The organism is Buttiauxella izardii (assembly GCF_003601925.1).
GTDB lineage: Bacteria > Pseudomonadota > Gammaproteobacteria > Enterobacterales > Enterobacteriaceae > Buttiauxella > Buttiauxella izardii.
Window position 1 is genome coordinate 102,260 of sequence record NZ_QZWH01000044.1, and the last position, 24,574, is coordinate 126,833.

The window sequence follows — 24,574 nt, forward strand, 5'->3', positions numbered from 1 at the left end:
CTTTAAATTTATCTTATGCGCGTTCGGTCGAATGCCCGTTGCTCATCAGCGGGAAAATCTGCTTGCCCGCACAGCGCCAAAGCTCAAGTTGGTCGAGTTGATGAGTTGTCGGCGTGTCGCCGCACCACACTAATAACGTCTGTTGGGCGAAGATCTCAGGGCGAAGTTGATGCAGCGGATGCGCCAATACGTCAATCCGCCAGCCTTGTTGGATTGCCATCCACGCCGCCATCCATAAACGCGTGGTATCGGGTGTGTCCCAACCTACCAGCAAAGCATCTTTACCGCTGCGTTTGCGTGCCGATGCGAGGCACAGCGCGATGTAATTAATCAGCGCCCCGTCCAGCAGGCTTAGAAGTGTATTGAGGGTAACTTGCTGGCATTGCAGGCGGCGACGTAGCGGGGTGTAAAGTTGTTGGACGAGAGTTTCAGCGGGGTAATCACGACCGATATCTGCAATCCATGCCCGGAGGCGAGAAGGGTTGCCGCCTTGCAAATGGTGTAGTAACAGTTCCTGGCGCTCACGCCAGCCGCTTTCCAGATCCTGAAGCTCACCGTTTAGCAGGGCTTTCACCTTGCTAACCTGAACACCATTTTCAATCCAGTGTTTGATTTCGCGGATACGCTCGATGTCTGCATCGTCAAATAGCCGATGGCCGCCATCTGTTCGCTGCGGTTTCAATAACCCGTAACGTCGTTGCCAGGCACGCAACGTTACGGGGTTGATATCACAAAGCACAGCCACTTCACCAATGGTAAAAAGCGCCATGTTATTCCCACCGTCTTCCCGGGAAGCCCCCGTATAAATGTAGTCAGTGAAGATAACTTTGGTGAACTATATTAGTCGTCGAAGTACCAGTAGCCCTGATTAACCAGTTCAGTCAATACGTTAACAAACTCTGGATTTTGCAGCGCATCGCCCAATTCTGTTTGGCTCAACGTCGTGAAACGGCACAGCGCATCAGCTGCCGCAGGAACCGGTGCTGCCATCGGTTCGCTGTTGACGAAGAACACGCCATCGACGTTCAGCACGCGCAATCCGCTTAAGCGCGTCAGGCTTTCACCGCCCATCAACGCGTCGAGGATTTCGTCTTGCTGATATGGCGGCTCGGCAGGTGCGACGTCGAGTTCATGACGCGGCGTAGTGACGAAACGGCCAAACCACTGTTTGAAATCTTCAGGCTGGCTGATGACTTCCATCATCATGTCGCGCAGGCGATTCAGCTCGTAGCTTTCCACTTTGCCTGGATGCTCGCGGACGGTGAGATCAGGATCGCTGTAATGCTCGCCGCCCAGGTCGTTTTCCAGCGCGTAATCGGCAAAGCTGCTGATCAAATCTCGGCCATTTGGCCCACGGAAACCGACGGAATAGTTGAGCGCCGTTTCATGGGTGAAGCCATCGTGCGGGAAACCTGGTGGAATATACAGAATGTCGCCCGGTTCTAAATCTTCATCAATAATCGGCTCGAATGGGTCAACGTGCAGCAACGCCGGATGCGGGCAGAACTGACGCATTGGCAGTTTGTCGCCCACACGCCAACGGCGGCTGCCCATGCCCTGAATAATAAACACATCGTACTGATCGATGTGTGGGCCTACGCCACCACCCGGCACTGAGAAAGAGATCATCAGATCATCTAAACGCCAGTCTGGCAACACGCGGAACGGGCGCACCAGTTCAGCAGAGGGTGCATGCCAGTGGTTTACCGCTTGCGCCAGCAGTGACCAACCGCTATCGCCCAGATTATCAAAATGCTCGAAAGGCCCGTTGGCGGCCTGCCATTGACCATTGCTATGGCTCACCAGGCGGCTGTCCACTTCTGCTTCCATAGCAAGACCGGCTAATTCATCCGGGGTAATCGGATCGACAAAATCAGGAAATGCATTTTTTAAAACGACTGGCTTTTTCTGCCAGTATTTCGCCATAAATTCAGGCCAGTCTAAATTGAGTTGATAATCCATTTTTTGATACCAGTGGAGGATAAACGGGCTCGATTATAGAGAGGAACGGCTGCTGGCCACCTTGTCATGCGTCAAGGCTTGCTGTAAGACTGCAAAAAGTGGGACAATAGTGGTTGTTTATACAGTGAAAGTGATCTCCATGGCTTTGTCCTCCGCTCAAAAAGAGCAAATCGCCGCCTGGTATAAGGCGCTACAGCAGCAGATCCCGGACTTTATTCCGCGCCCACCGCAACGGCAAATGATTGCCGAAGTGGCGAAAACGCTCGCGGGTGAAGAGGGGCGTCATCTGGCGATTGAGGCACCCACCGGCGTGGGGAAAACCCTTTCGTACCTGATTCCCGGCATTGCCATTGCCCGTGGCGAACAAAAAACGCTGGTGGTCAGCACCGCCAACGTCGCGTTGCAGGATCAGATATTTAGCAAAGATTTACCGTTGCTGCGCAAAATTATCCCCGATTTAAAATTCACCGCCGCCTTTGGGCGCGGGCGCTACGTTTGCCCGCGCAATCTGGCGGCGCTGGCGACGGATAATCTGGCGCAAGGCGATTTGCTGGCGTTTCTCGAAGACGAAATGGCACCCACCAGCAAAGACGAACAACAGCGCTGCGGGAAGCTGAAAACCGATCTCGATGCCTATAAATGGGACGGGCTGCGTGACCACGCCGCGCAAAACATTGAAGATGATTTATGGCGACGCCTGAGCACCGACAAAGCCAGTTGCCTGGGCCGCAATTGCCACTGGTATCGCGAATGTCCGTTCTTTGTGGCGCGGCGTGAAATCGACGATGCCGAAGTGGTGGTCGCTAACCACGCGCTGGTAATGGCAGCGATGGAAAGCGATGCGGTGTTACCGGAAGCGAAAAACCTGCTGCTGATCTTAGACGAAGGCCATCATTTGCCAGACGTCGCCCGCGACGCGCTGGAAATGAGCGCTGAAGTCACGCCCGGTTACAGCCGTTTGCAGCTCGATTTGTTCACCAAACTGGTGGAAACCTGCATGGCGCAGTTCCGCCCGAAAAGCCCTCCGCCGCTGACTTCCCCTGAACGCCTGACCAATCATTGTGATGAAATTTACGAACTGCTGAACTCGTTTAGCAGCATCGTTTCGTTGTGGTTGCCGGGTGAGCAAGAAGCGGAACATCGCTTCGAAATGGGCGTGCTGCCCGAAGAATTGATGGTGATCTGCAAGCGGCTGGCAAAATTAATGGAAGGGCTGCGCGGCTTGTCAGAAGCGCTGCTTAACGATCTCAGTGAAAAAACCGGCAGCCACGATATCGTGCGTTTGCATCGTGCGCTTTTGCATATGAACCGCGCCCTGGGTTATTTCGAAACCCAAAGCAAACTGTGGCGGCTGTCGTCGTTGGAGCAGGCATCCGGTGCGCCAGTTTCAAAATGGGTGACGCGGGATATCCGTGACGGCCAGCCGCATTTGTACTTCCATTGCGTTGGTATTCGCGTCAGCGATCAGCTCGAAAAATTGGTGTGGCGTAATGTGCCGCATGTGATTGTCACTTCCGCCACGCTACGTTCGCTCAATAAATTCGACCGTCTGAAAGAGATGAGCGGGTTGGATGAACACGCGGGCGACCGGTTTATCGCGCTGGACTCGCCGTTTAACCATGTTGAGCAGGGGAAGCTGGTGATTCCGCAGCTCACCGTTGAACCGACGATGGAAAATGAAGCCCAACATCTGGCTGAAATGGCGGCGTTTTTCCGCGCGGAACTGGCGAAAGGGGAACATAAAGGCATGCTGGTGCTGTTTGCCAGCAACCGGGCGATGCAGGTGTTTTTAACACACGTCACCGATCTGCGTTTGACGTTATTAGTGCAGGGCGATCAGCCGCGTTATCGGCTGGTGGAAACCCATCGCAAGCGGGTGGAGCAGGGCGAAACCAGCGTGTTGATTGGCCTGCAATCTTTTGCTGAAGGTCTGGATTTAAAAGGTGATTTACTCAGCCAGGTGCATATTCACAAAATCGCCTTCCCGCCTATCGACAGCCCGGTGGTGCTCACCGAAGGCGAATGGCTGAAAACCCTGAAACGCTATCCGTTTGAAGTGCAGAGTTTACCTGCGGCGTCGTTCAACCTTATTCAGCAGGTCGGGCGTTTGATTCGTAGCCACGGCTGTTATGGCGAAGTGGTGATTTACGACCGCCGACTGCTGACCAAAAACTACGGCCAGCGTTTGCTGAATGCCTTGCCGGTGTTTCCAATAAGCCAGCCCGAAGCGCCTGCGGCAAAAGCGGCACCTGCCGTGGCTCCAGCAAAAAAACGTGCGCCGCGTAAACGCCGTTAGTTATAAACAAAGACAACTTGAACAACACTCGAAAAAGACCCGCCTGTCACGGTGCCGGAAGTGCTATACATTCTGGCTGAGAGAGGAAATGTGGCCTTGTGATCACTGTCGTTTACCGGAACGGTGAAACGGTCATTTGGCCCATAACTTGTATCGTGGTTGCGGTTTTCGATATCAAGCGCAAGCCCGGTGCTGGTGCCCAGATTAGCGAATTTTGTGGTTGAGGTAGAATCCGGTTGGCCCATAAAAAGAGCGGCTGCATAAGTGGTAGTGGCCGGGCAACCAGAGAGTTTGAGGTCGAAGTCGTGCCATTTCGATCCCGCTCCGGCTTGTTTAAAATCTGTTGCTACTGCCTGACCTAAATCTACCGTTTGGTTAGTGGTGCCCGCATCCACATTGCAGGGTGAAGCAGCAATTCTGCCGGTTACATTAACGACGACATCGTCGGCATGGGCCATAAACAGACTGCAAGCAAAAAGGGCAAAAACAATTTTTAACATGATGTCGTCCTAGTGATAAGAAATACTCAGCGTGGCAACAGCGTTGGCCGCACCAGGAGTGACCGTCGATGCTGTCTGGTAATAACGCACATCAAAGGGAATATTAATGGTTTCATCCGCTACGGTAATATTTCCGGTGGTGATGTAGTTGTTTACGACTAATGGACTGCCATTATATAAAAATTGCACGCCAACACCTGTGGCAACGCCCGATTCCTGGGTTAATTTCACTACGCCTATATCGGGTAATTCATAGCCATTACCACTGGAAAGTTCGGTTCCTATTTCTACTGGGTCGTTGCAGGTAACCGGAACAATAAATGTTTTGGCGAGTGTCGTACTCCCAACTCCCGGAAAATCACCCGCGAATGGGCTGCCAAGATCAACCGACAGTGCTTTGGTTGGGACATTACAGGTCACGGCTTTAAAATTAATATTCCCGGCATAGGAAAGTTGATTCGGATTCCCAATCGCATCGCGCCCATACACACCCACACCAAATTTTGTTTGTGCCTGCTGGAGTGAACCAGACGAAATATTGACGGATGTTTTTACCAGGGCAATGGTGGCGGTGAAATTAAAGGTGTCTTTACCATCGGTTGAAACGTATCCCAAGGGTGTCCCCCGGGTATCACAACTTTGGCCAGTCCCTACAATACGCTGTCCTTGTTCGTTAATTAAGGTAATACCTATTCCGGCTACACCCGTGTCATAAACACCAGGAAAGCCTGCGACCGCATTACCTGAACCGTAATAACAGCCGATGATCACATTGTTATTATGTCCCGACGAGCAAGAACCACTGATGGTAAATAAGTGATCGGTTCCGGGAATAATCTGCCCAACGGGTAAAGTCGAAGACACGGAAATAGAATTCATCACTGCCTGATTAGGGATGTCCGGTGAGGTGCAGGCAGCATGAGCATGCTGCGAGTGCAATATCATGATGATAAGTAATGTTGCACAAAAAAGGTATTTTAAGTATTTCATAATCGTTACCTGGGATTAATGTTTATTGGCACGTAGCGTTAATTGTCGGAATATCCTGTGCGGCCGTTTTAGGTAATTGGTAATTGACGTGGCACTGTTTATCCGCACCTTTCCCCCAACTCACCAACAGCGAACCCTCGTCCTCCAGACCCGTGAGATAAACCTGGCCGTCATCACCCACGATAAATTCTTCAGTATCTTTGGTATCCGCAATAGTGACCGAAGCCCCAAATGGAACTGGGTGTTGACTGCTGCGCGTGAGCATCATTAACACGCGCTTTCCGATACGCGTGTCGTAGCTGGCGCGTACTACGGCACCGCGCGTCGGTGTTACCGATTGGGATGCCATTGTTAAATCGGCATCGTCTGCCAGCATTTGCGTATTTAATGACAGTGCGGTTTTATGGTATGGACTGACATAAGGCACCACGGTATAACCACGGAAATCTGTTTTCACGCCGGTCTGGTTATTAACACCAACCCCTTCAATGCCGGGAGCTTTAATTAACGCGATTGTTTCACCCAGCGGTTGGCTGAAAGTCACGCCATTAGCATGTGCGACAATACCGCCTTGCACACCGTAGTTAATCTGGCGTTGATTTTGATCTTGCGAATAACCGGCAGTCAATTCGCCATACGTACCTTTATAATCGGCATTGAGCGTGGTGGAATTATTGTCGCCTTGAGCTGAAAGACCTTGTTGGATATTCCAACTCAAATTATTACCTTCCAGTGCAGAACCGCTAATTCCTATGTTATGTGTGGTTCCTGATTCTTTGCTATTATTTAAGCTGTAGTTGACGTAGGTGTTTTTTAACCACCGGTCTAAAGGTATTGAGACGTTAAAAGATAACACTTTATCGTTGTCATAATCATTTTCTTCGTGGTCATTGTCATCATCATTATTATTGGTGTTTTTATTATAGCTGTAATTAATACCATAGCTGATTCCATTCCAGCTGTTGTTATAACCCAGGCTCAGCGATGCCATACTTTTGTCCGAGTTCCAGTATTGTTCTTTTACTACACTGATGGACAGCGAGCCAAGCGTTGGGCTAATTTTTTGGTTGATGGTGACTTCCTGGCGCTGGCTGCGATGGTCATTGAGGGTGTCATCGCTGTCATCGGTATAGGAATCCATCACATCTTGCAGCGAATAAAAACCCGCCGTCGAGTAGCGATAACCCGCAACAGCAACCGTAGTGCCAGTGGTCGCAAAATCTTTGCTATAACGTAGACGCCATGAGTTACCCGTCTGTTCTGATTCGTCTTTAAGCGTTGATTTTGCATGATCAACATCGAGTGAAAGCGCCCCAAAGGAGCCGAAGTTTTTACCCACCCCCATGCTCAGCGCTGAATAATGCGAGCTGCCTTGCAGGCCACCATACACCGTCCAACCACCTTTTAAGCCGTACATGGCAGTGCCTTGCAGGAATGGGCTGGGTGTGACGTCATCGTTGTAAGAGCGATATTGTCCTGCGGTAATACTGTATTTCAGATGCCCCTCGCGCTGTAACACAGGAAGCGATGCATAAGGCACGACGAAATTTTGCTCGCTGCCATCTGACTCTTTCACGGTGACATTTAAATCGCCGCTGCTGCCGGTTGGATACATGTCGTTAATTTCAAATGCACCCGGCGACACATAACTTTGGTAAATCACATAGCCATTCTGGCGCACCGTAACCTGTGCATTGCTGCGCGCGATGCCGTGAATTAACGGGGCAAAGCCTTTCATGCTGTCCGGGAGCATGTCGTCGTCTGATGCCAGTTGCGCACCGGTAAACGACACGCTGTCAAAAACATCGGAGGGTGAACTGCTCTGACCCAACGTTAACTGGCTCTTCAGGGCAATAATATCGCGTTGTGCGTAGGTATAGACGCTAGAAAAATCATCTTCTTTATTACCGTTTTCGTTGGAGTTTTGGTTCCAGGTTGAATAGTTTCGCAAACGCCATGCACCCAGATTCAGGCCCGGTCTCAGGTTGAGAAAGTAATTCGTGTTATCTTGCGCCTGTTCGTTAAGTCCGGTGCTTTTGCTTCCCGAAAAGCTGTAATTCAAGAGTGCAGCGTTGATCCCTTCATCATATTGATCGGGAGAAACATATCCGCGTGGTACGTGTTTTAACAAGAATTGCGGAATGCTCACCATTAACTTTTGTTCGTTAAATTTAAATTCAGCACTGGCATCGGGGATCTGAGTGATATAAACACATTTATCCGTGGCTTCATTTTTTGGCAGTGCATCTTCTTTTACGCCAAATTCTTCCAGCATTTCTCGTGAGAAACAGGGTTGTAAAGTGGAGTTATCTTTTTCTGAGAGACTGAAAACAATATCCCGGGTATCCACAGATTCGTTATTGATGTAAATATTGACATGATACGTCCCGGGTGCCTGAGCATCGTCTTTTTCAAATACACTGAAATCAGTTTTACCCTGGTCTGGGTTTTCTAAATCCAATAATGCAGGATTAAAATAATCATCTGCTTGTACCTTTCCCGGCATGGATCCCATTAAAACAATGCACAATGAGACAGCGAAGGCGATACGCGTCGTGGTGACTATTTTTTGGTTGCGCTGAAAAATACAAGACATAATTAATTACCATGATTAATACAACAATGCTCGCCAGCCATTTAACAGTGGTTATGATAAAAACTGTTAATGTACACTGGTGGTAAAGGTTTTACTGATACCGCCATAGTCATTAATGATTTTCCAGCTCATGTTGTTACCCTGGCTTTCGCTGGCGTTAAGTGTGTAGGTCTTGCTACTCATTGGCGGCAGGTAATTTACATTCTTAATCTCTTTATTATTCAATTTAACATCCTGCAAATTCATATAGAAAGGGGTTGGGTTGTTAGCCGTTAATGTATTGCCGCTTTTCTTCCATGTGATTTTATTGGCGACTTCTTCTGGTGTGCCGGAAATACTCTGGGGGCGGTAGATTAATTTTATTTTCGTTTTCACCGCGATTTGTAACGTATTGGCGTTATCGCCTTTCTTAGCCGAAGGAACGCTTTTAATGTCCAGCCAGTACAGTGACTCTTTATCTTCCGGGAGTTGCCCGGCAGTTTTTACTACGCGCAGGATATTTTCTTCAGAACTTTTTAAGCGAAACAATGGCGGCGTAATAATGAAAGGTGGTTTGCTGCCCCCTTCATTTTCTGGAGAAATCCATGATTGAATGAGATAGTTAGTACTGTCTGGATTATTAATACTTATCGAAGATTCCTTTTGATCACCATTATAAACCAGACGGGTACCACCGATAATAACGCCAGCGTGAGCTGCGACAGAAGTTGTAGCAATGCAAAGTGCTGCAATGATTAATTTACGCATAATAATACCTGTGAAGTTTTGATTAATAAAAAATAATAAAGTCTGACTCACCAGCGGAGTTTATTTTAATGACGGTGAAAATAAATAATAATGCTAGTGAGTTAGACTCACAATCTTAGACGGGAGATTAGTTATATACGACGGTGAAGTTAGTTACGCCATTTGCTACACCCGCAGTGACAGAACTGGCAGTGCTAATATAACGAGCCCCGAAATGCAATTCGTTATCAACCGCTGGAGTTAAAGGATGATCAATAGATGCCTGGAATAGCGGCAAAGGTTGTAATGATTCATCGAGCAACTGAATACCAACACCTGTTGCCACACCCGCACCGCTAGAAATAGCGAGGACATCTCCATTATTCGTGTCCGGTGTACCAGAGAATGTAATTGAAGCAGTAGAAACAGACGCTGGGCAATTCCTTAAAATGACATTAAAACTCTCTGGTGAAGTCGTATCACCCTTGGCAGTAAATACATTTTTAGATACTTTCCCCATTTGAACATTAAGTGGTGCGGCAAGTGAATTAACGACTTCACAGGCGGTATCGAGAATTTCACCGGTGAAATTAACCTGGCCTTCACCGTTAGCGGCAAAAGTAGCGGGTGATGCGATAAACGCACTTGATAAAAGAGACAAAGCAATTACACGTTTCATTGAATATCCTTAAGAGGTTAGAAAACATTTTACCCTGATGGGTTGAAACAAATATATTCACCGCGTGTATGTATTGCAATGTGTCAATGCTTAATGAATAATTTAGCGAAAATTAATATGATGCTATATAAGTAGTTAGCTAACAATTTGGCTCATTCACCCATTTGTTGAATATTGGCATATGCTAGTCCGGGCATCATCACACGACTCAATTTGCAAGGATTAACCGATGGATTACCGTAAGATCATTAAAGAAGTCGGGCGCGGTAAGAACCATGCTCGCGATCTGGATTTTGACACCGCTCGTGGCCTGTATGCCCATATGCTCAGAGGCGAAGTGCCGGAACTGGAGCTAGGCGGCGTACTAATTGCGTTGCGCATTAAAGGAGAAGGCGAGGCAGAAATGCTCGGCTTCTATGACGCGATGAAGCACCATTTAATCTCCCTGACGCCGCCGGTTAACAAGCCGATGCCGATTGTCATCCCGTCTTACAACGGTGCGCGCAAACAAGCCAACCTCACGCCATTATTAGCGATGCTGCTAAACCGCCTGGGCTTCCCGGTGGTGGTGCACGGCGTCAGCCACGATCCGACTCGTGTGTTAACTGAAACCATTTTTACGCTGATGGGCATTGAACCGACGCTACATGCGGGCCAGGCGCAAGCCAAACTGGATTCGCATCATCCGGTGTATATCCCGATCAGCGCGCTTTGCCCGCCGATGGAAGATCAGCTCGCGATGCGCTGGCGCATGGGCGTGCGAAACAGTGCGCACACGCTAGCAAAACTAGCGACGCCGTTTGAAGAAGATGCAGCGCTGCGTCTTGCCAGCGTTTCCCATCCTGAATATGTGTCAAAAGTGGCGAAGTTCTTCGCTGATATTGGCGGGCGCGGCCTGTTGATGCATGGCACGGAAGGGGAAGTTTATGCCAATCCGCAACGCTGCCCGCAAATTACGTTGATTGATAGTTTGGGCGAACGAGTGGTAAGCGAACGCCAGACCGAAACCAGTGAAGGCGAAGTGGTATTGCCGGCTGGCAAAGATCCTGAAGTGACCGCGCGCTGGATTGAACGCTGCGTGGCAGGTGTAGAACCCATCCCGCAATCATTGAAAACACAAATGGCGTGCTGCCTGGTGGCGACGGGTGAAGTGGCGACGTTTGAAGATGGTTTGCTTCGCGTTAATCAGACATTCTGATAAACAGGCAAAAAAAAGCCCGCGGTAAAGAGCCGCGGGCAACAAGGGTATAACAGAGTCAAACAGGGTGGAGCAGAGCTCCAAATATGAGGGTGTACCCGTCATACTTCAAGCTGCCTCTTTGTTGGCTGCGCTTACTCACCCGAATCACTTACTTATGTAAGCTCATCGGGATTCATTCGCTTGCCGCCGCGATGCATCTTGAATTATTTGGGTAAAAATCCGTGCAATACCGCAGGGTTATTTATAGATAACCGCAGTACCGCTCATTTTGCCGTTGGTGTTAGCAGAAGTGATTGAGTACGCTTTTGCGCCCGCTTGTTCTGCTTTAGAAGCCAGTTGCGCTTCCAGACCATCCAGAGTGGTTGCGTTGTCAGCAGAAACCACGCCGATTTTGTTCATGTTCTGAGCGTCAGCAGCGCTGATAGATTGTGCAGCCATGGCACCGAAAGAAAGAGTGGTCAGGGCGATAGCGGCTACAGCATATTTGATGGTTTTCATAGTTAATTTCTCGCAGGTTATTCTGTTTAAGGTGACGTTGTTCCGTCGATGTGATTATGGTCACACTTTTGAGCAGAATATAAAATCGAATAGAATTGACGGCCTTGTTCAATTTTTTTGAAGTTGAGTTAAATCATTGAAATGAGTGATGATTAGCGAGCGAATCATCATTGTTAATTGTGTGATCCAGATCCCGCTTCGCTTTCCGCATTTTTTGCTACTTTTTTTCATAAGATAGAACTGGTCTGGCCTGCAATCGCTTGCGCGCTATTTTTACGATAATGTGTGGATTTGTTCTTTCCGCTGCGACACTTACTTTTATAATGAAGATCTTACTTAACTCATGATGAAGAGGTTCGATGGAGATCAAGCTGCACTCCAACGCCACCACCACGCCACGTACCCGCAAATATATTCAAAGCTCTGACAAAACCGACAGTGAACTGGCGGAAGAGCTGAACATTTCTGTGGATACCGTCAGGCGTTGGCGTAAGCGAGATGACTGTTATGACAAATCTCATCGGCCTAATACCATTCATCGTGCGCTGAGCCACGAACAAGAAGCGATGCTGGTCTTTCTGCGTGTGCGATTATCGCTTTCTCTCGATGAGCTTGTGGAAGCTGCACAGTTACTCGTTCAGCAGGGAATTTCCCGCGCAAGCGTTAGCCGCACGTTGCAAAACTGGCAGCAATCCCGTCTGTCGAAACCTGATTTAAAGCAGCCCGTCGGGCATTTACGCCTTGATGTGTTTTCGCTTCCTGAAAGCATTAGCCATAAACATGGCGCGTTGCTGGCCTTTAGCTGCCCGGTTTCTGGGTTTTTGGCTGTGGCATTGCGTGAACGTGACGAACAGCAATCGCTTGATGCGCTGGTGGGTTTTTTGCAGCAGGGCTTACTGTTAAAAGTGAAATCGTTGACTGCCTGCTCAACGAAGCTGACGCAGGAGCTGGCGCAAAGGCTCGACGTTCCGCTGGATGAAGCCCAGCCGGAAGCCTGGCAGGAAAGAGCAGCAAGTGGCGAATGGGCGCAAACGCTGGAACAGTTACTCAACGGCGAGCGCTACGATAGGCGTTTGGGTTTTGGCGCGGTGTTGCTGGAATTTGAAGATTTGCTGAATAAGCGGATTATCCGCAGCCGACTTAAAAACCTCACGCCGGCTGCGTGGCTAAAAACTCGTTAGTTAATCAGGCTCAATGCGTGGTCAAGAATTTTCTCCCCGTTGACCATGCCGTAATCCATCATATTAATAGTTTCCACTCGCTTATTGAGCGGCGCGGCAATCTGTTTACAGTCCGCCAGTTTATAAGCGATTTGCGGGCCAAGAAGCGCGCAATCAAAAGCGGTAATCACGTTTTTAAAATCGCTCATGCCCTTCGCCTGAATCTCAACTTCAAGCCCACGTTTCACCGCCGCTTCCTGCATGCGTTTGACCACCAGACTGGTCGACATGCCTAAATCACATACCAGCAGAATCTTTTTCATTTGTCTTTCCTTTGCAGATATCGAGTAAAAATTGCGTCAGTAACAGAGCAGGGCGTCCGCTGGCCTGGGTGTATTTACCCCGGCTCAACGCGGTGCCGCTGACATCTAAATGCGCCCATGGCGACTTGTGGCAAAACTTACTCAAGAATTGAGCGGCGGACACCGCAATGGCCGCATTATTGGGCGGCGTGTTGGTGAAGTCGGCGATAGGGCTTTTGACTTGCGAATCAAAGCTTTCATCCAGCGGCAGCGGCCAGACACGATCTTGCGTCAGGTCGGCTGCCTGCTGTAACTGCTGGCTGAGAAGGGAATCGTTACTCATCATGCCGGATATGTCATAACCGAGCGCTTTGACGACAGCCCCCGTCAGGGTGGCGACGTCAATTAATGCCGCCGGATTAAAGCGCGTGGCGGCGTAACTCAGCGCATCTGCCAAAACCAGGCGGCCTTCGGCGTCGGTATTAATAATTTCAACGCTATGACCGGCGTGCGATTTCACCACGTCACCCGGCAGCATGGCGTCAACGCCCGGCATATTTTCTGCCAGCGCCATCACCGCGACCACGTTGAGCGGCAGTTGCAGCGTTTTAACGGTTTCCATCAACCCGAAAACCGTAGCGGCACCGCACATGTCGTACTTCATGGTGCGCATCCCTTCGCCTTCTTTCAGCCACATTCCGCCAGTATCGAACGTGATGCCTTTGCCGACGAATGCGTAGTACGGCGCATTTTCAGCCGCCCCTTGCCAGCGCAGCGTCACCAGGCGCGGCGGGTTGTTGCTGCCTTTTCCTGTGGCATCCAGGCAACCCATGCCGAGTTCGCGAATGGCGTTTTCATCAAGGATGTCACAATGGGTTTGCGGGTGCGCGGAAGCCCAGTTTGCAGCCTGCTGTGCCACATCTAGCGGACGGCAATCGTTGGCTGGCGTATCGGCAAGTTTTCGGGAAAGCAACATGCCCTGAGCAATGGCCTGCGTTTGTGCCGCCAGTTCCGTTGCTTGCGCGCTGTGCTCCGGGGTTAATAGCCAAAGTTGCCCGTTGCTGGCGGGTTGTTCTGCCTTGTAACCGAGTTGCGGCAGCTGATAGAAACGGTTGATCACCGCCACTAACAGCGTGCGCAGGCGGGCGAACACCACATTGTTTGCCAGATCAAAAGCGGAAATATCGATAGCTATGGGGTGTGAAGCTGGGGTTGCCAAAACGGTATTCAGATACTCCGTTATCTGGCGCAAAACGTCGGGGCGCTCAATGTCAGCAGAAGATAAAAGCGTCAGCTGTTGGCAAAGGCTGCTTAAACCGAAAGCCGTGGTTTGTGATTCATCACGCAGCGCCATTTCATCCAGCAGCGGGCGCAGCGTCTGCGGCCACGCATTGGCGTGTGTTTTCCACACTAGTAAATGTGCGTCTGCCGGGCATTTCGACAGTGTCGATAACTGGCATCTCATACGATCACCTCGGCGGTAATACGTTCGACATAGGCATCAAGCCAGGCTTGATCGGCTGGGCGAATCAGCGTGTGTTTGCCTTCGCGGGTGGTTAAAAACACCGTCGGCGTTTGGTCTGGCGTGGCGACGGAGAACGAGAAGTTATCGATAGTCGTGGCGGCACCGTATTCACCCCGGTTATTCATGCACACCACCGATAAATCCCCGGCGCGACCGTAGCGGGCGATTAACTGGCTTTCGAGGTCATAAACGGCGGATTCAGCCGCCTGTTGTGGCGACATACCGCGCCCCATGCGGCTGACGATTTCATAACTGATGCAGCCTTTCATCAAGTCTTCGCCAAGGCCGGTGGCGGTGGCGGCACCAATCTGGCTGTCGGCATAAAAACCAGAACCGGAAACCGGCGAGTCGCCCACGCGGCCAGGGCGCTTCATAAACAAGCCGCTGGTGGAGGTGGCGACGCACATTTGCTGATTCTGATCGAGGGTGATCACGCCAACTGTATCGTGCCCGGTGTACGGGCTGAGGCAGCGATCCAGCGTTTCGCGTTTGCGTTTCAGGTAATGCTGGTGCGCACGGTCGGTCAGCATGTTTTTGCGCTCAAAGCCCTGCGCGAAAGCCCAGGTTTGTGCTCCTTCGCCAACCATAAAGCTGTTAAAACGCTCACGGCTTAACGCTTGTGCGACCAGAATCGGGTTAGCGATATCACGGATGCTGGCTACTGCGCCGATGGCAAGTGTGGAGCCGTCCATAAATGCGGCGTCCAGCTCAACCAGACCCTGCTCGTTGGGCAGGCCGCCGTAGCCGACGGATTTATAGAAGGGATAATCCTCCACGCACTTTACCGCTTGAACCGCAGCCGAAGCGGCGTCGCTTTGTGTTTGTAACAGTTGCGCGGCCTCGCTGATCCCTTCCCAGGCCATACGCCAGGTCGCTATCACGCCCCAGTTTTTCGATAACGTCATGTTTTACTTACTCCGTGGCGGGTTTAGTGGTGGCTGAAATTTCCGGGGTTTCATTCGCCCGGTATTGCTTGTCCACGACTTTCAGGAATGGCAGATAGATGATGGCGCCAATCAACAGATTGATTAGCTGAATAACAGCACCGCTGAGATGCCCGGTAACGATAAATCCGCTCAGTACCGGAGGCAGCGTCCATGGGATATAAACCCCGGTAGTGGTGGCGACCCAACCTATCGACATGGCGATGTATTGCACGGTGACCAGCACCAGCGGCACCAGGTTGAATGGGATAAGCATGATCGGGTTCATGATCACCGGCAGGCCAAACAGCACCGGCTCGTTAATGTTGAACAGGGAAGAACCCGCCGCGAGGCGCGAAACGTTCTTAATGTGCTGGCTGCGGGCAAACAGCAGCATAGCAATCACCAGAGACAAAGTGGCACCCGCGCCGCCCATCCAAATCATGTCGTAGAACTGCTCGGTGACAACATGCGGTGGCAACAAACCTGCCTGCGTGGCGGTCAGGTTTTCCATCTGGTTTTCCATCCAGAAGGGACGCAGGATGCCGTTGACCATCGAACCGGAGTTAATCCCAACCGACCACAGGCTGGTGATGCTGAAACAGGTAAACAGCGCGCCAACATAAGAGGTGCCGAAGTGGCGGATTGGCGTTGCCAGCACTTCATAAACGAACTGGTGAATGGTGTGGTAATCGGTGCGGGCGAACAGCACGCGAATCGCCAGCGCAATTACCAGAATCAGCAGCGAGGGAATCAACGCCGCAAAGGATTTTTGCACCGCAGGCGGCACGCCGTCTGGCATACGAATCACCCAGTTTCGGCTCAGCATCCAGGCAAACAATTCCGTGCTGGCAATCGCACCCAGCATCGCCACAAACAGGCCTTTAGAACCCAGCCATTCCATCGGGATCAGGTTGCCGATTTCGGCTGTTTTGGCAAAAGGCGTGAGGATCAAAAAGCAGGAGAGAGACAAAATCCCGGCTGACATTTTGTCGATGTCGTAGCGCTCCGCCAGACGATAGGCGACGAGGAAACTAATGAACACCGCCATGGTGGAGAAAATGGCATTAAACGGAATTTCGATGGTGGCTGACCAACCTTCACCAAAAATCGACGCCATAAACTGTTGATAGGCTGTGCTTGGGAAAGAGGAGATAACCAGCAGGATTGAACCGACAATAATAAACGGCATAAACGAGATATACGCATCGCGAATGGCCCCGAGGTGGCGTTGTTGCGCCATTCTTCCGGCAAGGGGCATCAGCTTTGCTTCTATTGCGGCCATCAGGTTTTTCATTGTTACCGCTCCGTAAGGAATCACAAGAGACAATTCTTGTGCTGCATACAGTAGAGATTGTTAGCGGTGAAAAAAGTGAGTTAATTCACAGATGGTTAATAAAAGTATCAAGTGATTGCTTAGGCTGAGGTTAGCTGTCGGATGACGCTGGCGCTTATCCGACCTACGGAAGGAACTGAAGCGCCAGCGTCATCCACCGTGTGGCAGGATTTACATCAGTCCGAGCAATTTAGGAATGAACAAGGAAATTGCAGGAACATAGGTTATCAGCATCAGCGAGACAAACAGCGCGGCGTAGAAGGGCAGCAATGGCTTGATAAGATTCTGAATTTTAACGCCTGTAATCGAACAACCGACAAACAATGCGCTACCCACTGGCGGTGTCAGCAAGCCGACACACAGGTTCGCCACCATCATGATGCCGAAATGAACCGGATCCATCCCCAAATCCTGGGCAATCGGCAGGAAGATTGGCGTGAAGATCAGCACCGCAGGCGTCATATCCATGAAGATGCCGACAATCAGCAGCACAATGTTGATCAGCAGCAGAATCACCAGCGGGTTATCGGAAATGCCCATCAGCGTGTCGCTGATCATGTACGGAATATCGGCGTTGGTCATCGCCCATGACATGCCCACCGAGAAGCCAATCAGCAGCAGAACAATGGAAGTTGTGACCACTGAATCAAGAATCAGTTTCGGTAAATCACGCCATTTCACTTCACGATAGATAAGCACCGAGAGCACAAAGGTGTACACCACCGCGATGGCTGAGGCTTCTGTCGCGGTAAAGACGCCGCCCAGAATCCCGCCCATAACGATAATCACCAGCAGCAAACTTGGTAGCGCATCAAGAAACGCTTTGAAGGCTTGCGCGCAAGTTGGACGCGCTGATACCGGATAACCGCGACGTTTGGAGATAATCCAGCACACCAACATAACTGACAGGCCCATTAATATGCCCGGCAAATAACCGGCCATAAACAATGAGGCTACCGAAACGCCACCCGCTGTTAGCGAGAAAACGATCAGCACGTTAGAAGGCGGGATCAGCAACCCGGTAATACAGGATGAAACGTTAACCGCCGTGGAAAACGCCGGGTCATAACCTTCTTTGTTTTGAATCGGCGAAAGCGTGCCGCCAACGGCTGCGGCGGCTGCTACTGCTGAACCGGAGATTGAACCAAACATCATGTTCGCCAGCACGTTAACGTGGCCGAGGGAACCTGGAATACGCCCAACCATAATTTGCGCGAGGTTGATTAAGCGGATGGCTATGCCGCCGCTGTTCATCAGGGTTCCGGCAAAGATAAAGAACGGGATTGCCAGCAGCGCAAAGTTATCCAGCCCGTTAGCGAGGCGCTGTGAAACGGTGATGATTGCCACATCCCACGGGAACATCAGCAGCATTGAAGAAACGGTGGCAATGCCAATGGCAAATGAAATCGGAACGCCGATAAACACCAGCACGAAGAACGCGCCAAATAAAGTGAGGGCGATATAAGTTTCCATTATTTCCCTTCCTTGCTGACCAGAGTGTGAGCGTCGGTCAGGATAAAATAGAGCGAGTAAAACATCATGATTGCGCCGCTTAATGGCAGCACAATGTAGACATACCCCATCGGAATTTGTAACGCCGCGGAGAGCTGCGAAGTGGCTAAGGTTTTTTCAATCAGCTTCAGGCCGCCGTTGACGATCACCGCGCCCGAGAACAGCAACACCAGCGTGTTGATGAGAATACCGAGCAACGGCTTTTTATGGTCTGGCAGCATCATGGCAAGAAAATCGATGGACAGATGGCGTTGCGCACCAACGGTATAGGATGCGCCCAACAGACCCACCCAAATCATCAGAAAACGCGCCAGTTCATCGGTGAGGGTGCTGGGCTGGTTGAGGACGTAGCGGCTGAAAACCTGCCACACCACGCAGACGACCAGAGCGACCATCACCAGCACAGAAAATGTGGCAATAGTCCGGTCTACCGCAAGCTTTATGGGCTTAAGTATCATGTTTGCATACCTGAAATTTAACCTGGACGAGCGGGCGATGACTGATCACCCGCTGAAACTTACCGTTCTAAATCACTCAGCAGCGGATTCAAATTTAGCCAGCAACGCGGCCTGTTTTGGATCTTTGGCGAAGTCGTCATACAGCGGTTTTACAGCGGCACGGAACGGGGCTTTATCAACGGTGAGAATCGTCGCGCCCATGGCTTTAGCCTGAGCACGGGAATCGGCATCGACTTTCTCCCAAAGCTTTTGTTGATACGCTTCGGAATTTTTTGCCGCTTTCATCAGGATTTGCTGCTGTTCAGGGGAGAGCTTCGCCCAGGTTTTGGTCGAGATCACGAGGAAGTCTGGAATGGAAGTATGTTCATCTTCCGAGAACACTTTAGCGATCTCGATATGGCGAGTCTGAACCCATGACGGCACGTTATTTTCAGCACCATCGACCACGCCTTGCTGCATGGCGGTATACACTTCGCCGAAGGAAATAGGAGTGGGGGAACCGCCCATTAATTCCACCATTTTCAGCGTCGTTGGGCTGGCTTGTACGCGAATTTTCAGCCCTTTTAAATCTTCTGGTTTGGTAATTGGTTTTTTTGCATAAAAACTACGGGTGCCCGCAACGTAAGCGGAAATACCAAAGAACCCTTTATCTTTCGTCGATTCCATAATTTCTTTGCCGACTTCACCAAACACCACGCGATTAAAATGCGCCTGGTCTTTAAATAAATACGGTAAATTATAAATCGCGTAAGTATTGTCAAAAGATTCCAAATCACTGGCCGAGCCTTTGGTCATATCCAGCGCACCATTTTGCAATAATTCTAGTGTTTCGCGGGCGCTACCCATTTGGCTACTCGGGTAAATACGAATACGCATATTACCGTCAGAAAGTTGTTGTACCTCTTTGGCTAATTCTTCAAAGGCCAGATGCACAACGTGGCTGCGTTCCAGATTATGCGCGAGTTTCAGGGTTATTTTATCTGCGGCATTTGCGCCTGTGGCGCATAAAGTTATTAGCGAGGCACACAGTAGCTGGCGTGGTAGGGTAAAAAGTTTCATCAATAATGCTCCCTGCAAAAAAGGTTAAGTGATATTGCGAGATAGCGATTGCTGTATGACAGCTTATTGTATTTGTCCGATAACCATGTTGTGTTGACTTCACATTTTTAGTCTAACAGGATTGGTTTAGATCTTTTTTGTGTCCCTGCTCACCTTCCGGGAATTATTAATAAATAAATTTTTTGGTGTGCGGGAATTAATTTTCTGATTAGAACTTTGAATGCAAGGAAATACCGAGGTATTGGTGCGGAAATACTATGGCTATTTATTTAAGATTATTTGACACCTAATCTTAACAATAAAATAACGGTTTCCTGATACGGGAAACCGTTACGCGGGATATTTCCGGGAAATAGAATTGAGACTATTTATAAATAGTCGCGGTGCCGAACATGCGTTCATTACCACTAGCCGAGTTAACAACAAAACCTTTTGCTCCTTCTTCTTTCGCTTTTTCTCCAAGCTTGGTTTGTAGATCGTCAAGACTCGCCGCGCCAGTCACCGAAACGGTTCCTGCCGGGCGTAGCCCACTGGTGTTGATATCGGACATTTGTTGGGCTGCCATGGTCGCAAACGGTAATGCCGCAAGGGTGACAACCGCAGAAAAATACAGCAATTTTTTCATAATCACATCCTCATCACTTTCAGGGGGTCGATTAAAAAAACATCAACACTAAAAGTGTAGGTGCAATGCGCCATTTAAAAGACGCAAAAAACTGATGGACTTATGCTCATTTTTTGAACGACATTACTTGACGAAATACTTACAAATCAGCCAGATACAGGTACATGATTTTGCTGATTTTATCGTGCGTCCGGGCGAATCAAGTCGAAGCGGTGCGCTTCATCAATGGTGTAATAAGCCGATGGGCCACCCGCGCGCAGCACCGGTTTTGCCAGAGCAGTCTGATAAATACCGTCAATCAGCAATGACTCATCAATGTGAACTGCGACGACTTCGCCCAGCACCAGCCAGGTATCAATGGCCGCACCGTCAGCGCGGGTTAATTGAATGCACTGCGACAGGCGGCATTCAAAGTTCACCGGGCTTTCTGCCACCAGACTGGCTTTGACTTTGCGCCCCGGCACAGCGGTTAACCCGGCGCGAGCAAATTCATCTTCACCGTGTGGAATGGAGGCGGAAGTCTCATTCATCTGCTCGGCCAATTCCCGCGTGGTGAGGTTCCAGACGAACTCTTTGGTGTCGAGAATATTTTGCACGCTGTCTTTCCAGCCGCTGCTGGCGAAACCAATAATCGGTGGGCGATAATTAAAGCAGTTAAAGAAGCTATAGGGAGCCAGATTACGGTTTCCGTGGCTGTCATACGACGCAATCCAGCCGATAGGGCGCGGGCCAATAATGGCGTTCAGCGGATCATGCGGCAAACCGTGGCCATCGGCAGGTTCGTAGTAATAGCGTTTTGCGGACATAAAACCTCTGCATTCGTGATGAAAATGACGTGGCGTGTTTACGCCGCTGGCTTCACAGAGTATCTTACGCGCCCACACAAGGAGAAGCCGCAATGAAAACCTCTGACACCACCAAACCGGGTCTGCACCCTCGCAACCGTCATCGTAACCGTTATGATTTCCCGGCGCTGACGCAAAGTAGCCCGGCGCTGAGCGCGTTTTTACGCCCAGGCCCACACGGCGATACGACGGTTGATTTTGCCGATCCGCTGGCGGTGAAAGCGTTGAACCAGGCGCTGCTGGCCCATTTCTACGGTGTGAAACATTGGGATATTCCAGAAGGTTTTCTCTGCCCGCCGGTGCCAGGTCGTGCCGACTATATTCACCATCTGGCCGATTTGCTGGCAGAAGGGAACGGTGGCGTGGTGCCTTCTCAGGCTTCTGTGTTGGATGTGGGTGTCGGGGCGAACTGCATTTATCCGCTTATCGGGCAGCATGAATATGGCTGGCGTTTTACCGGCACAGACGTTGACCCGGAAGCGATGCGCAGTGCAACGGCGATTATTGATGCCAACCCTGGGCTTTCGCGCCTGATTCGTGTGCGTCGCCAGAAAACCCCGACCGCGATTTTGCCGGGCGTGATCCACAAGAATGAAATGTTCGACGCCACATTGTGCAACCCTCCGTTCCATGATTCCGCGCAGGCGGCACGCAGCGGCAGCGAGCGTAAACGCGTCAACCTCGGCCAGGCGAAAGACGGCGCACTGAATTTTGGTGGCCGTGAACAAGAGCTGTGGTGTGAAGGTGGCGAAGTCGCTTTCGTCAGCCAGATGGCGAAAGAGAGTAAAGAATTTGGCCGTCAGGTGCAGTGGTTCACCTCTCTGGTATCGCGTGGCGAAAACCTGCCGCTGATTTACCGCGCATTGCAGGAATCGGGCGTGGAAAAAGTGGTGAAGAAAGAGATGGCCCAGGGCCAGAAACAGAGCCGCTTCATCGCCTGGACCTTTATGAACGACGCACAGCGCGCTCGTTGGGCTGCTACGCGTTACAAATAGTTATACCGTGGGATTTGCGGGTGGCAGCGTTCCGGCTGCTGCCTGCGCATCCTGTAGCGCCTGAACGCCATCGGCACCCGGCTGCATGACTTGCACCGTTTGCACCGGTGGGCGTATTCCCGCCGCATCAAAGTGCTTTTTCACCATCCCGTCTAATGCAAACCGCACCGACCACTGTTTCAAGGGTTGGGTGGTGAACGACACGCGCACGGTAAACGCTTGATTCGTCAGGCCGACAATCCCGGCAAATGACGGTTCGCCAATCACCAGCTTGCGAATATCCTCCTGCTCCATCAATTCATTCACCGCCTCTTTCAGAATGCGGTTGGCTTTGTCGACATCTTCCTGGCGGTCAACATCGTAGTTGGCGACAAACGAGCCAATGCCGCGCACAAAGTTGGCAAAGGTGGTGATCGATGACCATGGAATAATGTGATAAGCCCCGGTGTCCTGGCGCACGCCGACCGAACGAATCGACATGCGTTCCACGCTGCCGGTAATCGGCCCGATGGTCACTAAATCCCCGGTATTCATGCCATTTTCGAACTGGATAAACACGCCGGTAATAATATCTTTCACCAGGGTTTGCGCCCCGAAACTGATGGCTAAACCTAATGCCCCGGCACCTGCGAGCAACGGCGCGATATTCACGCCAATTTCTGACAGCAAAATCATAATCGTGATGGTGCTGATCACCACTGCCAGTGCGTTACGGAATAAAGTGAGCAGCGTGCGGGTACGAGCGCTCGGCATTGGGCGGCCATGAATATCGGACGCCAGGCGGTTTTCAATCAGGCTAGCCAGTAGCGTCCAGCCGACGGCGGAGAACAGCAGAATCAGCACAATGCGAATCAGAATATCGACGGTTTTCTCACCCGTGCCGTTGGTAAGCCACGCCCACATATCGAACAGCCCCCAGGCATTGAGCAGCAACATGACCGCCACGCACACCGTCAAAATGCGAGCCAGCTTCAGCAAAGCAGAAATCCAGCCATTCAGCCGCTTTTGCAGTTCGGGATAATTGCGCTGAACCTGTGGCGAAAGGGCGATGGTTTTCGCCAGCCAGCGGGACAACATTCCTGAGATGAATGCCGCAATACCGATAATCGCCAGGCTGTGCAGAGACGCCGCCATCATCCATTTCAGGCTGTTGCCCGGATCGAACAGCGAGAAGAAGAACAAAACCACAAAATAGGCGCTCGCCAGCCAGTGCCAGACCAGGGCGAAAGCGCGAATAAACAGGCTGAAAAACGCCATTGAGCGGTCAGCCAGTTGAATCAGGCTTTGTTGAATAGCACGTTTGTTGGTGAAAATTAGATACAGCGCCCAGAGCGTGATGCACAACATAATCAACACGTTGGTTATCGCGCCAACTTGTACGTTCACCTGATTGGAAATAATCGGCACCGCCACCAAAATGCCATAGCCAATCAGGCTGCTTAAACCGGCGAGGCGAATATTCCAGTAGCGCGCACTTTGGTCGCTGACCGGGAAGGGGCGCAAATCCGGGAAGCGCGGGCAGAAGATTAACCGCAGTATCGCTTTGAAAAATTCGATTAAGGCAAAGGCATTCAGGAAAAGCCCTTGCTGGCGGGCAATGGTGCGGCTTCCGGCGTTCATCATGTCGCTAAAGATTTGCCCGACGAAAAGGGTTAAGGCGAGTAAAAGCAAATCAATAACAAACGCGCCGATGATCATCAGCGGCAGGTGGAACCAGCTCGAACGGTCGCGATTCTTTTTGCGCCCCCATTTGCCCATGCGCGTCCAGACCGGGGTCATACAAGCGCGAATCAACAAATAGAAGGCGAAAACGCTGACGGCGAGCATCGTAAAATGAGTCAGCGCATTATAAAAAGTTTGCGAATTAAAAGACTTATGCGGCGCGCCCATAATGTTGCGGTGCAGCTGCGCAAACCGCTGCGCGAGTTCGCCACCGTAATGGCGACTGACATCGGTGACATTTTCGAGCACCGTTTTGTCGTCGCTTAGTTGCTCTGGCGGAACGATAGCGGGCACCGGTTCCGGCGGCGGCGTGGCGGCGACTTTGCGCAACTGATCAATCAACTCGTTGCGCGATTGCGAGTTATCCAGCACATCCGCCAGAGCTGAATAGGCTTTCTTTTTCTCTTCGAGGTTTGGTTCGGCAGGAGGAGCAGTAGAGTTTTGTTGAGCGGCGACAGCGGCAGCCGGGAGAGTCACGGCCTGCGTTTGAAAGCTAAACATGCACAGCAGGAGCAAGAGTAGCGGCACGGCGTTCCTCCGGACTGAAAGTCAGACAAAGGAATAATTATAGAGGGCAGGGGGGAGGCGGTAAGAAAACGGGAATTATCTGGTGTGGCTATCCCTCACCCCGGCCCTCTCCCCCAGGAGAGGGAGAAAACCGTTA

At 50.8% G+C, this 24,574-nt stretch carries 22 protein-coding genes; 4 read left to right on the forward strand and 18 right to left on the reverse strand.

What is annotated here, in order from left to right; all coding sequences use genetic code 11:
• Nucleotides 1-13 precede the first annotated feature (13 nt).
• A complete protein-coding gene (locus D6029_RS17685) occupies nt 14-769 on the reverse strand; it encodes a MerR family transcriptional regulator (protein WP_120066050.1) in 756 nt (251 codons plus the stop codon).
• A 71-nt stretch (nt 770-840) separates the two neighbouring features.
• On the reverse strand, nt 841-1,962 hold the full coding sequence (locus D6029_RS17690) for a ribosomal protein uL16 3-hydroxylase (RefSeq protein WP_120066051.1): 1,122 nt from the start codon (nt 1,960-1,962) through the stop codon (nt 841-843).
• Nucleotides 1,963-2,101: 139 nt separating this feature from the next.
• On the opposite strand from D6029_RS17690, the gene dinG reads away from it, so the two are divergent.
• Nucleotides 2,102-4,258, forward strand: a complete 2,157-nt coding sequence (gene dinG, locus D6029_RS17695) for an ATP-dependent DNA helicase DinG (RefSeq protein ID WP_120066073.1) — start codon at nt 2,102-2,104, stop codon at nt 4,256-4,258.
• On the opposite strand, the gene D6029_RS17700 is transcribed toward dinG, so the two are convergent.
• The 5 genes from D6029_RS17700 to D6029_RS17720 form a co-directional block, all read right to left on the reverse strand.
• Nucleotides 4,255-4,758, reverse strand: coding sequence for a fimbrial protein (locus D6029_RS17700; protein WP_120066052.1), 504 nt, complete (start codon nt 4,756-4,758; stop codon nt 4,255-4,257). The genes dinG and D6029_RS17700 overlap by 4 nt on opposite strands.
• Before the next feature lie 9 nt (nt 4,759-4,767).
• Nucleotides 4,768-5,748, reverse strand: coding sequence for a fimbrial protein (locus tag D6029_RS17705; protein WP_120066053.1), 981 nt, complete (start codon nt 5,746-5,748; stop codon nt 4,768-4,770).
• 22 nt (nt 5,749-5,770) lie between these two features.
• Complete coding sequence (locus D6029_RS17710; RefSeq protein WP_147365248.1) at nt 5,771-8,344, reverse strand: fimbria/pilus outer membrane usher protein; 2,574 nt, start codon at nt 8,342-8,344, stop codon at nt 5,771-5,773.
• Nucleotides 8,345-8,410: 66 nt separating this feature from the next.
• Nucleotides 8,411-9,091 carry a fimbrial biogenesis chaperone gene (locus tag D6029_RS17715; RefSeq protein WP_120066054.1) on the reverse strand — a complete coding sequence of 227 codons (681 nt, stop codon included), beginning with the start codon at nt 9,089-9,091 and terminating at the stop codon, nt 8,411-8,413.
• 127 nt (nt 9,092-9,218) lie between these two features.
• Entirely contained in the window at nt 9,219-9,749 is a 531-nt protein-coding gene (locus D6029_RS17720; protein ID WP_120066055.1) for a fimbrial protein, read from the reverse strand.
• A 229-nt stretch (nt 9,750-9,978) separates the two neighbouring features.
• Here D6029_RS17720 and ybiB point away from each other — a divergent pair, with 229 nt between their 5' ends.
• Nucleotides 9,979-10,947: a DNA-binding protein YbiB gene (gene ybiB, locus D6029_RS17725; RefSeq protein ID WP_120066056.1), complete on the forward strand. Its 969-nt coding sequence runs from the start codon at nt 9,979-9,981 to the stop codon at nt 10,945-10,947.
• 240 nt (nt 10,948-11,187) lie between these two features.
• Here the strand turns inward: ybiB and ybiJ are convergent, their stop codons facing one another.
• On the reverse strand, nt 11,188-11,448 hold the full coding sequence (ybiJ, locus tag D6029_RS17730; RefSeq protein ID WP_120066057.1) for a DUF1471 family protein YbiJ: 261 nt from the start codon (nt 11,446-11,448) through the stop codon (nt 11,188-11,190).
• Nucleotides 11,449-11,807: 359 nt separating this feature from the next.
• Here ybiJ and D6029_RS17735 point away from each other — a divergent pair, with 359 nt between their 5' ends.
• Entirely contained in the window at nt 11,808-12,629 is an 822-nt protein-coding gene (locus D6029_RS17735; RefSeq protein WP_120066058.1) for a helix-turn-helix domain-containing protein, read from the forward strand.
• On the opposite strand, the gene D6029_RS17740 is transcribed toward D6029_RS17735, so the two are convergent.
• From D6029_RS17740 to D6029_RS17780, 9 genes are all read right to left on the reverse strand, one after another.
• Entirely contained in the window at nt 12,626-12,931 is a 306-nt protein-coding gene (locus tag D6029_RS17740) for a PTS sugar transporter subunit IIB (protein WP_120066059.1), read from the reverse strand. The two genes, D6029_RS17735 and D6029_RS17740, sit on opposite strands and share 4 nt — an antisense overlap.
• Nucleotides 12,906-14,375 (reverse strand): leucyl aminopeptidase, encoded by a 1,470-nt coding sequence (locus D6029_RS17745; protein ID WP_120066060.1) that lies wholly within the window; start codon nt 14,373-14,375, stop codon nt 12,906-12,908. Before D6029_RS17745 ends, D6029_RS17740 begins: the two co-directional genes overlap by 26 nt.
• Nucleotides 14,372-15,340 (reverse strand): glycosylasparaginase, encoded by a 969-nt coding sequence (locus D6029_RS17750; protein WP_120066061.1) that lies wholly within the window; start codon nt 15,338-15,340, stop codon nt 14,372-14,374. Before D6029_RS17750 ends, D6029_RS17745 begins: the two co-directional genes overlap by 4 nt.
• Nucleotides 15,341-15,347: 7 nt before the next feature.
• On the reverse strand, nt 15,348-16,655 hold the full coding sequence (gene celB, locus D6029_RS17755; RefSeq protein WP_120066062.1) for a PTS cellobiose transporter subunit IIC: 1,308 nt from the start codon (nt 16,653-16,655) through the stop codon (nt 15,348-15,350).
• A 210-nt stretch (nt 16,656-16,865) separates the two neighbouring features.
• Entirely contained in the window at nt 16,866-18,167 is a 1,302-nt protein-coding gene (locus D6029_RS17760) for a TRAP transporter large permease (RefSeq protein WP_120066063.1), read from the reverse strand.
• Complete coding sequence (locus D6029_RS17765) at nt 18,167-18,664, reverse strand: TRAP transporter small permease (protein ID WP_120066064.1); 498 nt, start codon at nt 18,662-18,664, stop codon at nt 18,167-18,169. Before D6029_RS17765 ends, D6029_RS17760 begins: the two co-directional genes overlap by 1 nt.
• A gap of 72 nt (nt 18,665-18,736) precedes the next feature.
• Nucleotides 18,737-19,723, reverse strand: coding sequence for a TRAP transporter substrate-binding protein (locus D6029_RS17770; RefSeq protein ID WP_120066065.1), 987 nt, complete (start codon nt 19,721-19,723; stop codon nt 18,737-18,739).
• Nucleotides 19,724-20,087: 364 nt separating this feature from the next.
• On the reverse strand, nt 20,088-20,348 hold the full coding sequence (gene mcbA / locus D6029_RS17775; RefSeq protein ID WP_120066066.1) for a DUF1471 family periplasmic protein McbA: 261 nt from the start codon (nt 20,346-20,348) through the stop codon (nt 20,088-20,090).
• Between the two features lie 179 nt (nt 20,349-20,527).
• On the reverse strand, nt 20,528-21,154 hold the full coding sequence (locus D6029_RS17780) for a flavin reductase family protein (RefSeq protein ID WP_120066067.1): 627 nt from the start codon (nt 21,152-21,154) through the stop codon (nt 20,528-20,530).
• A gap of 92 nt (nt 21,155-21,246) precedes the next feature.
• Between D6029_RS17780 and rlmF the strand changes: the two genes are divergently transcribed.
• Nucleotides 21,247-22,188 carry a 23S rRNA (adenine(1618)-N(6))-methyltransferase RlmF gene (gene rlmF, locus D6029_RS17785; RefSeq protein ID WP_120066068.1) on the forward strand — a complete coding sequence of 314 codons (942 nt, stop codon included), beginning with the start codon at nt 21,247-21,249 and terminating at the stop codon, nt 22,186-22,188.
• On the opposite strand, the gene ybiO is transcribed toward rlmF, so the two are convergent.
• A complete protein-coding gene (ybiO, locus tag D6029_RS17790; protein WP_120066069.1) occupies nt 22,189-24,438 on the reverse strand; it encodes a mechanosensitive channel protein in 2,250 nt (749 codons plus the stop codon).
• Nucleotides 24,439-24,574 lie beyond the last annotated feature (136 nt).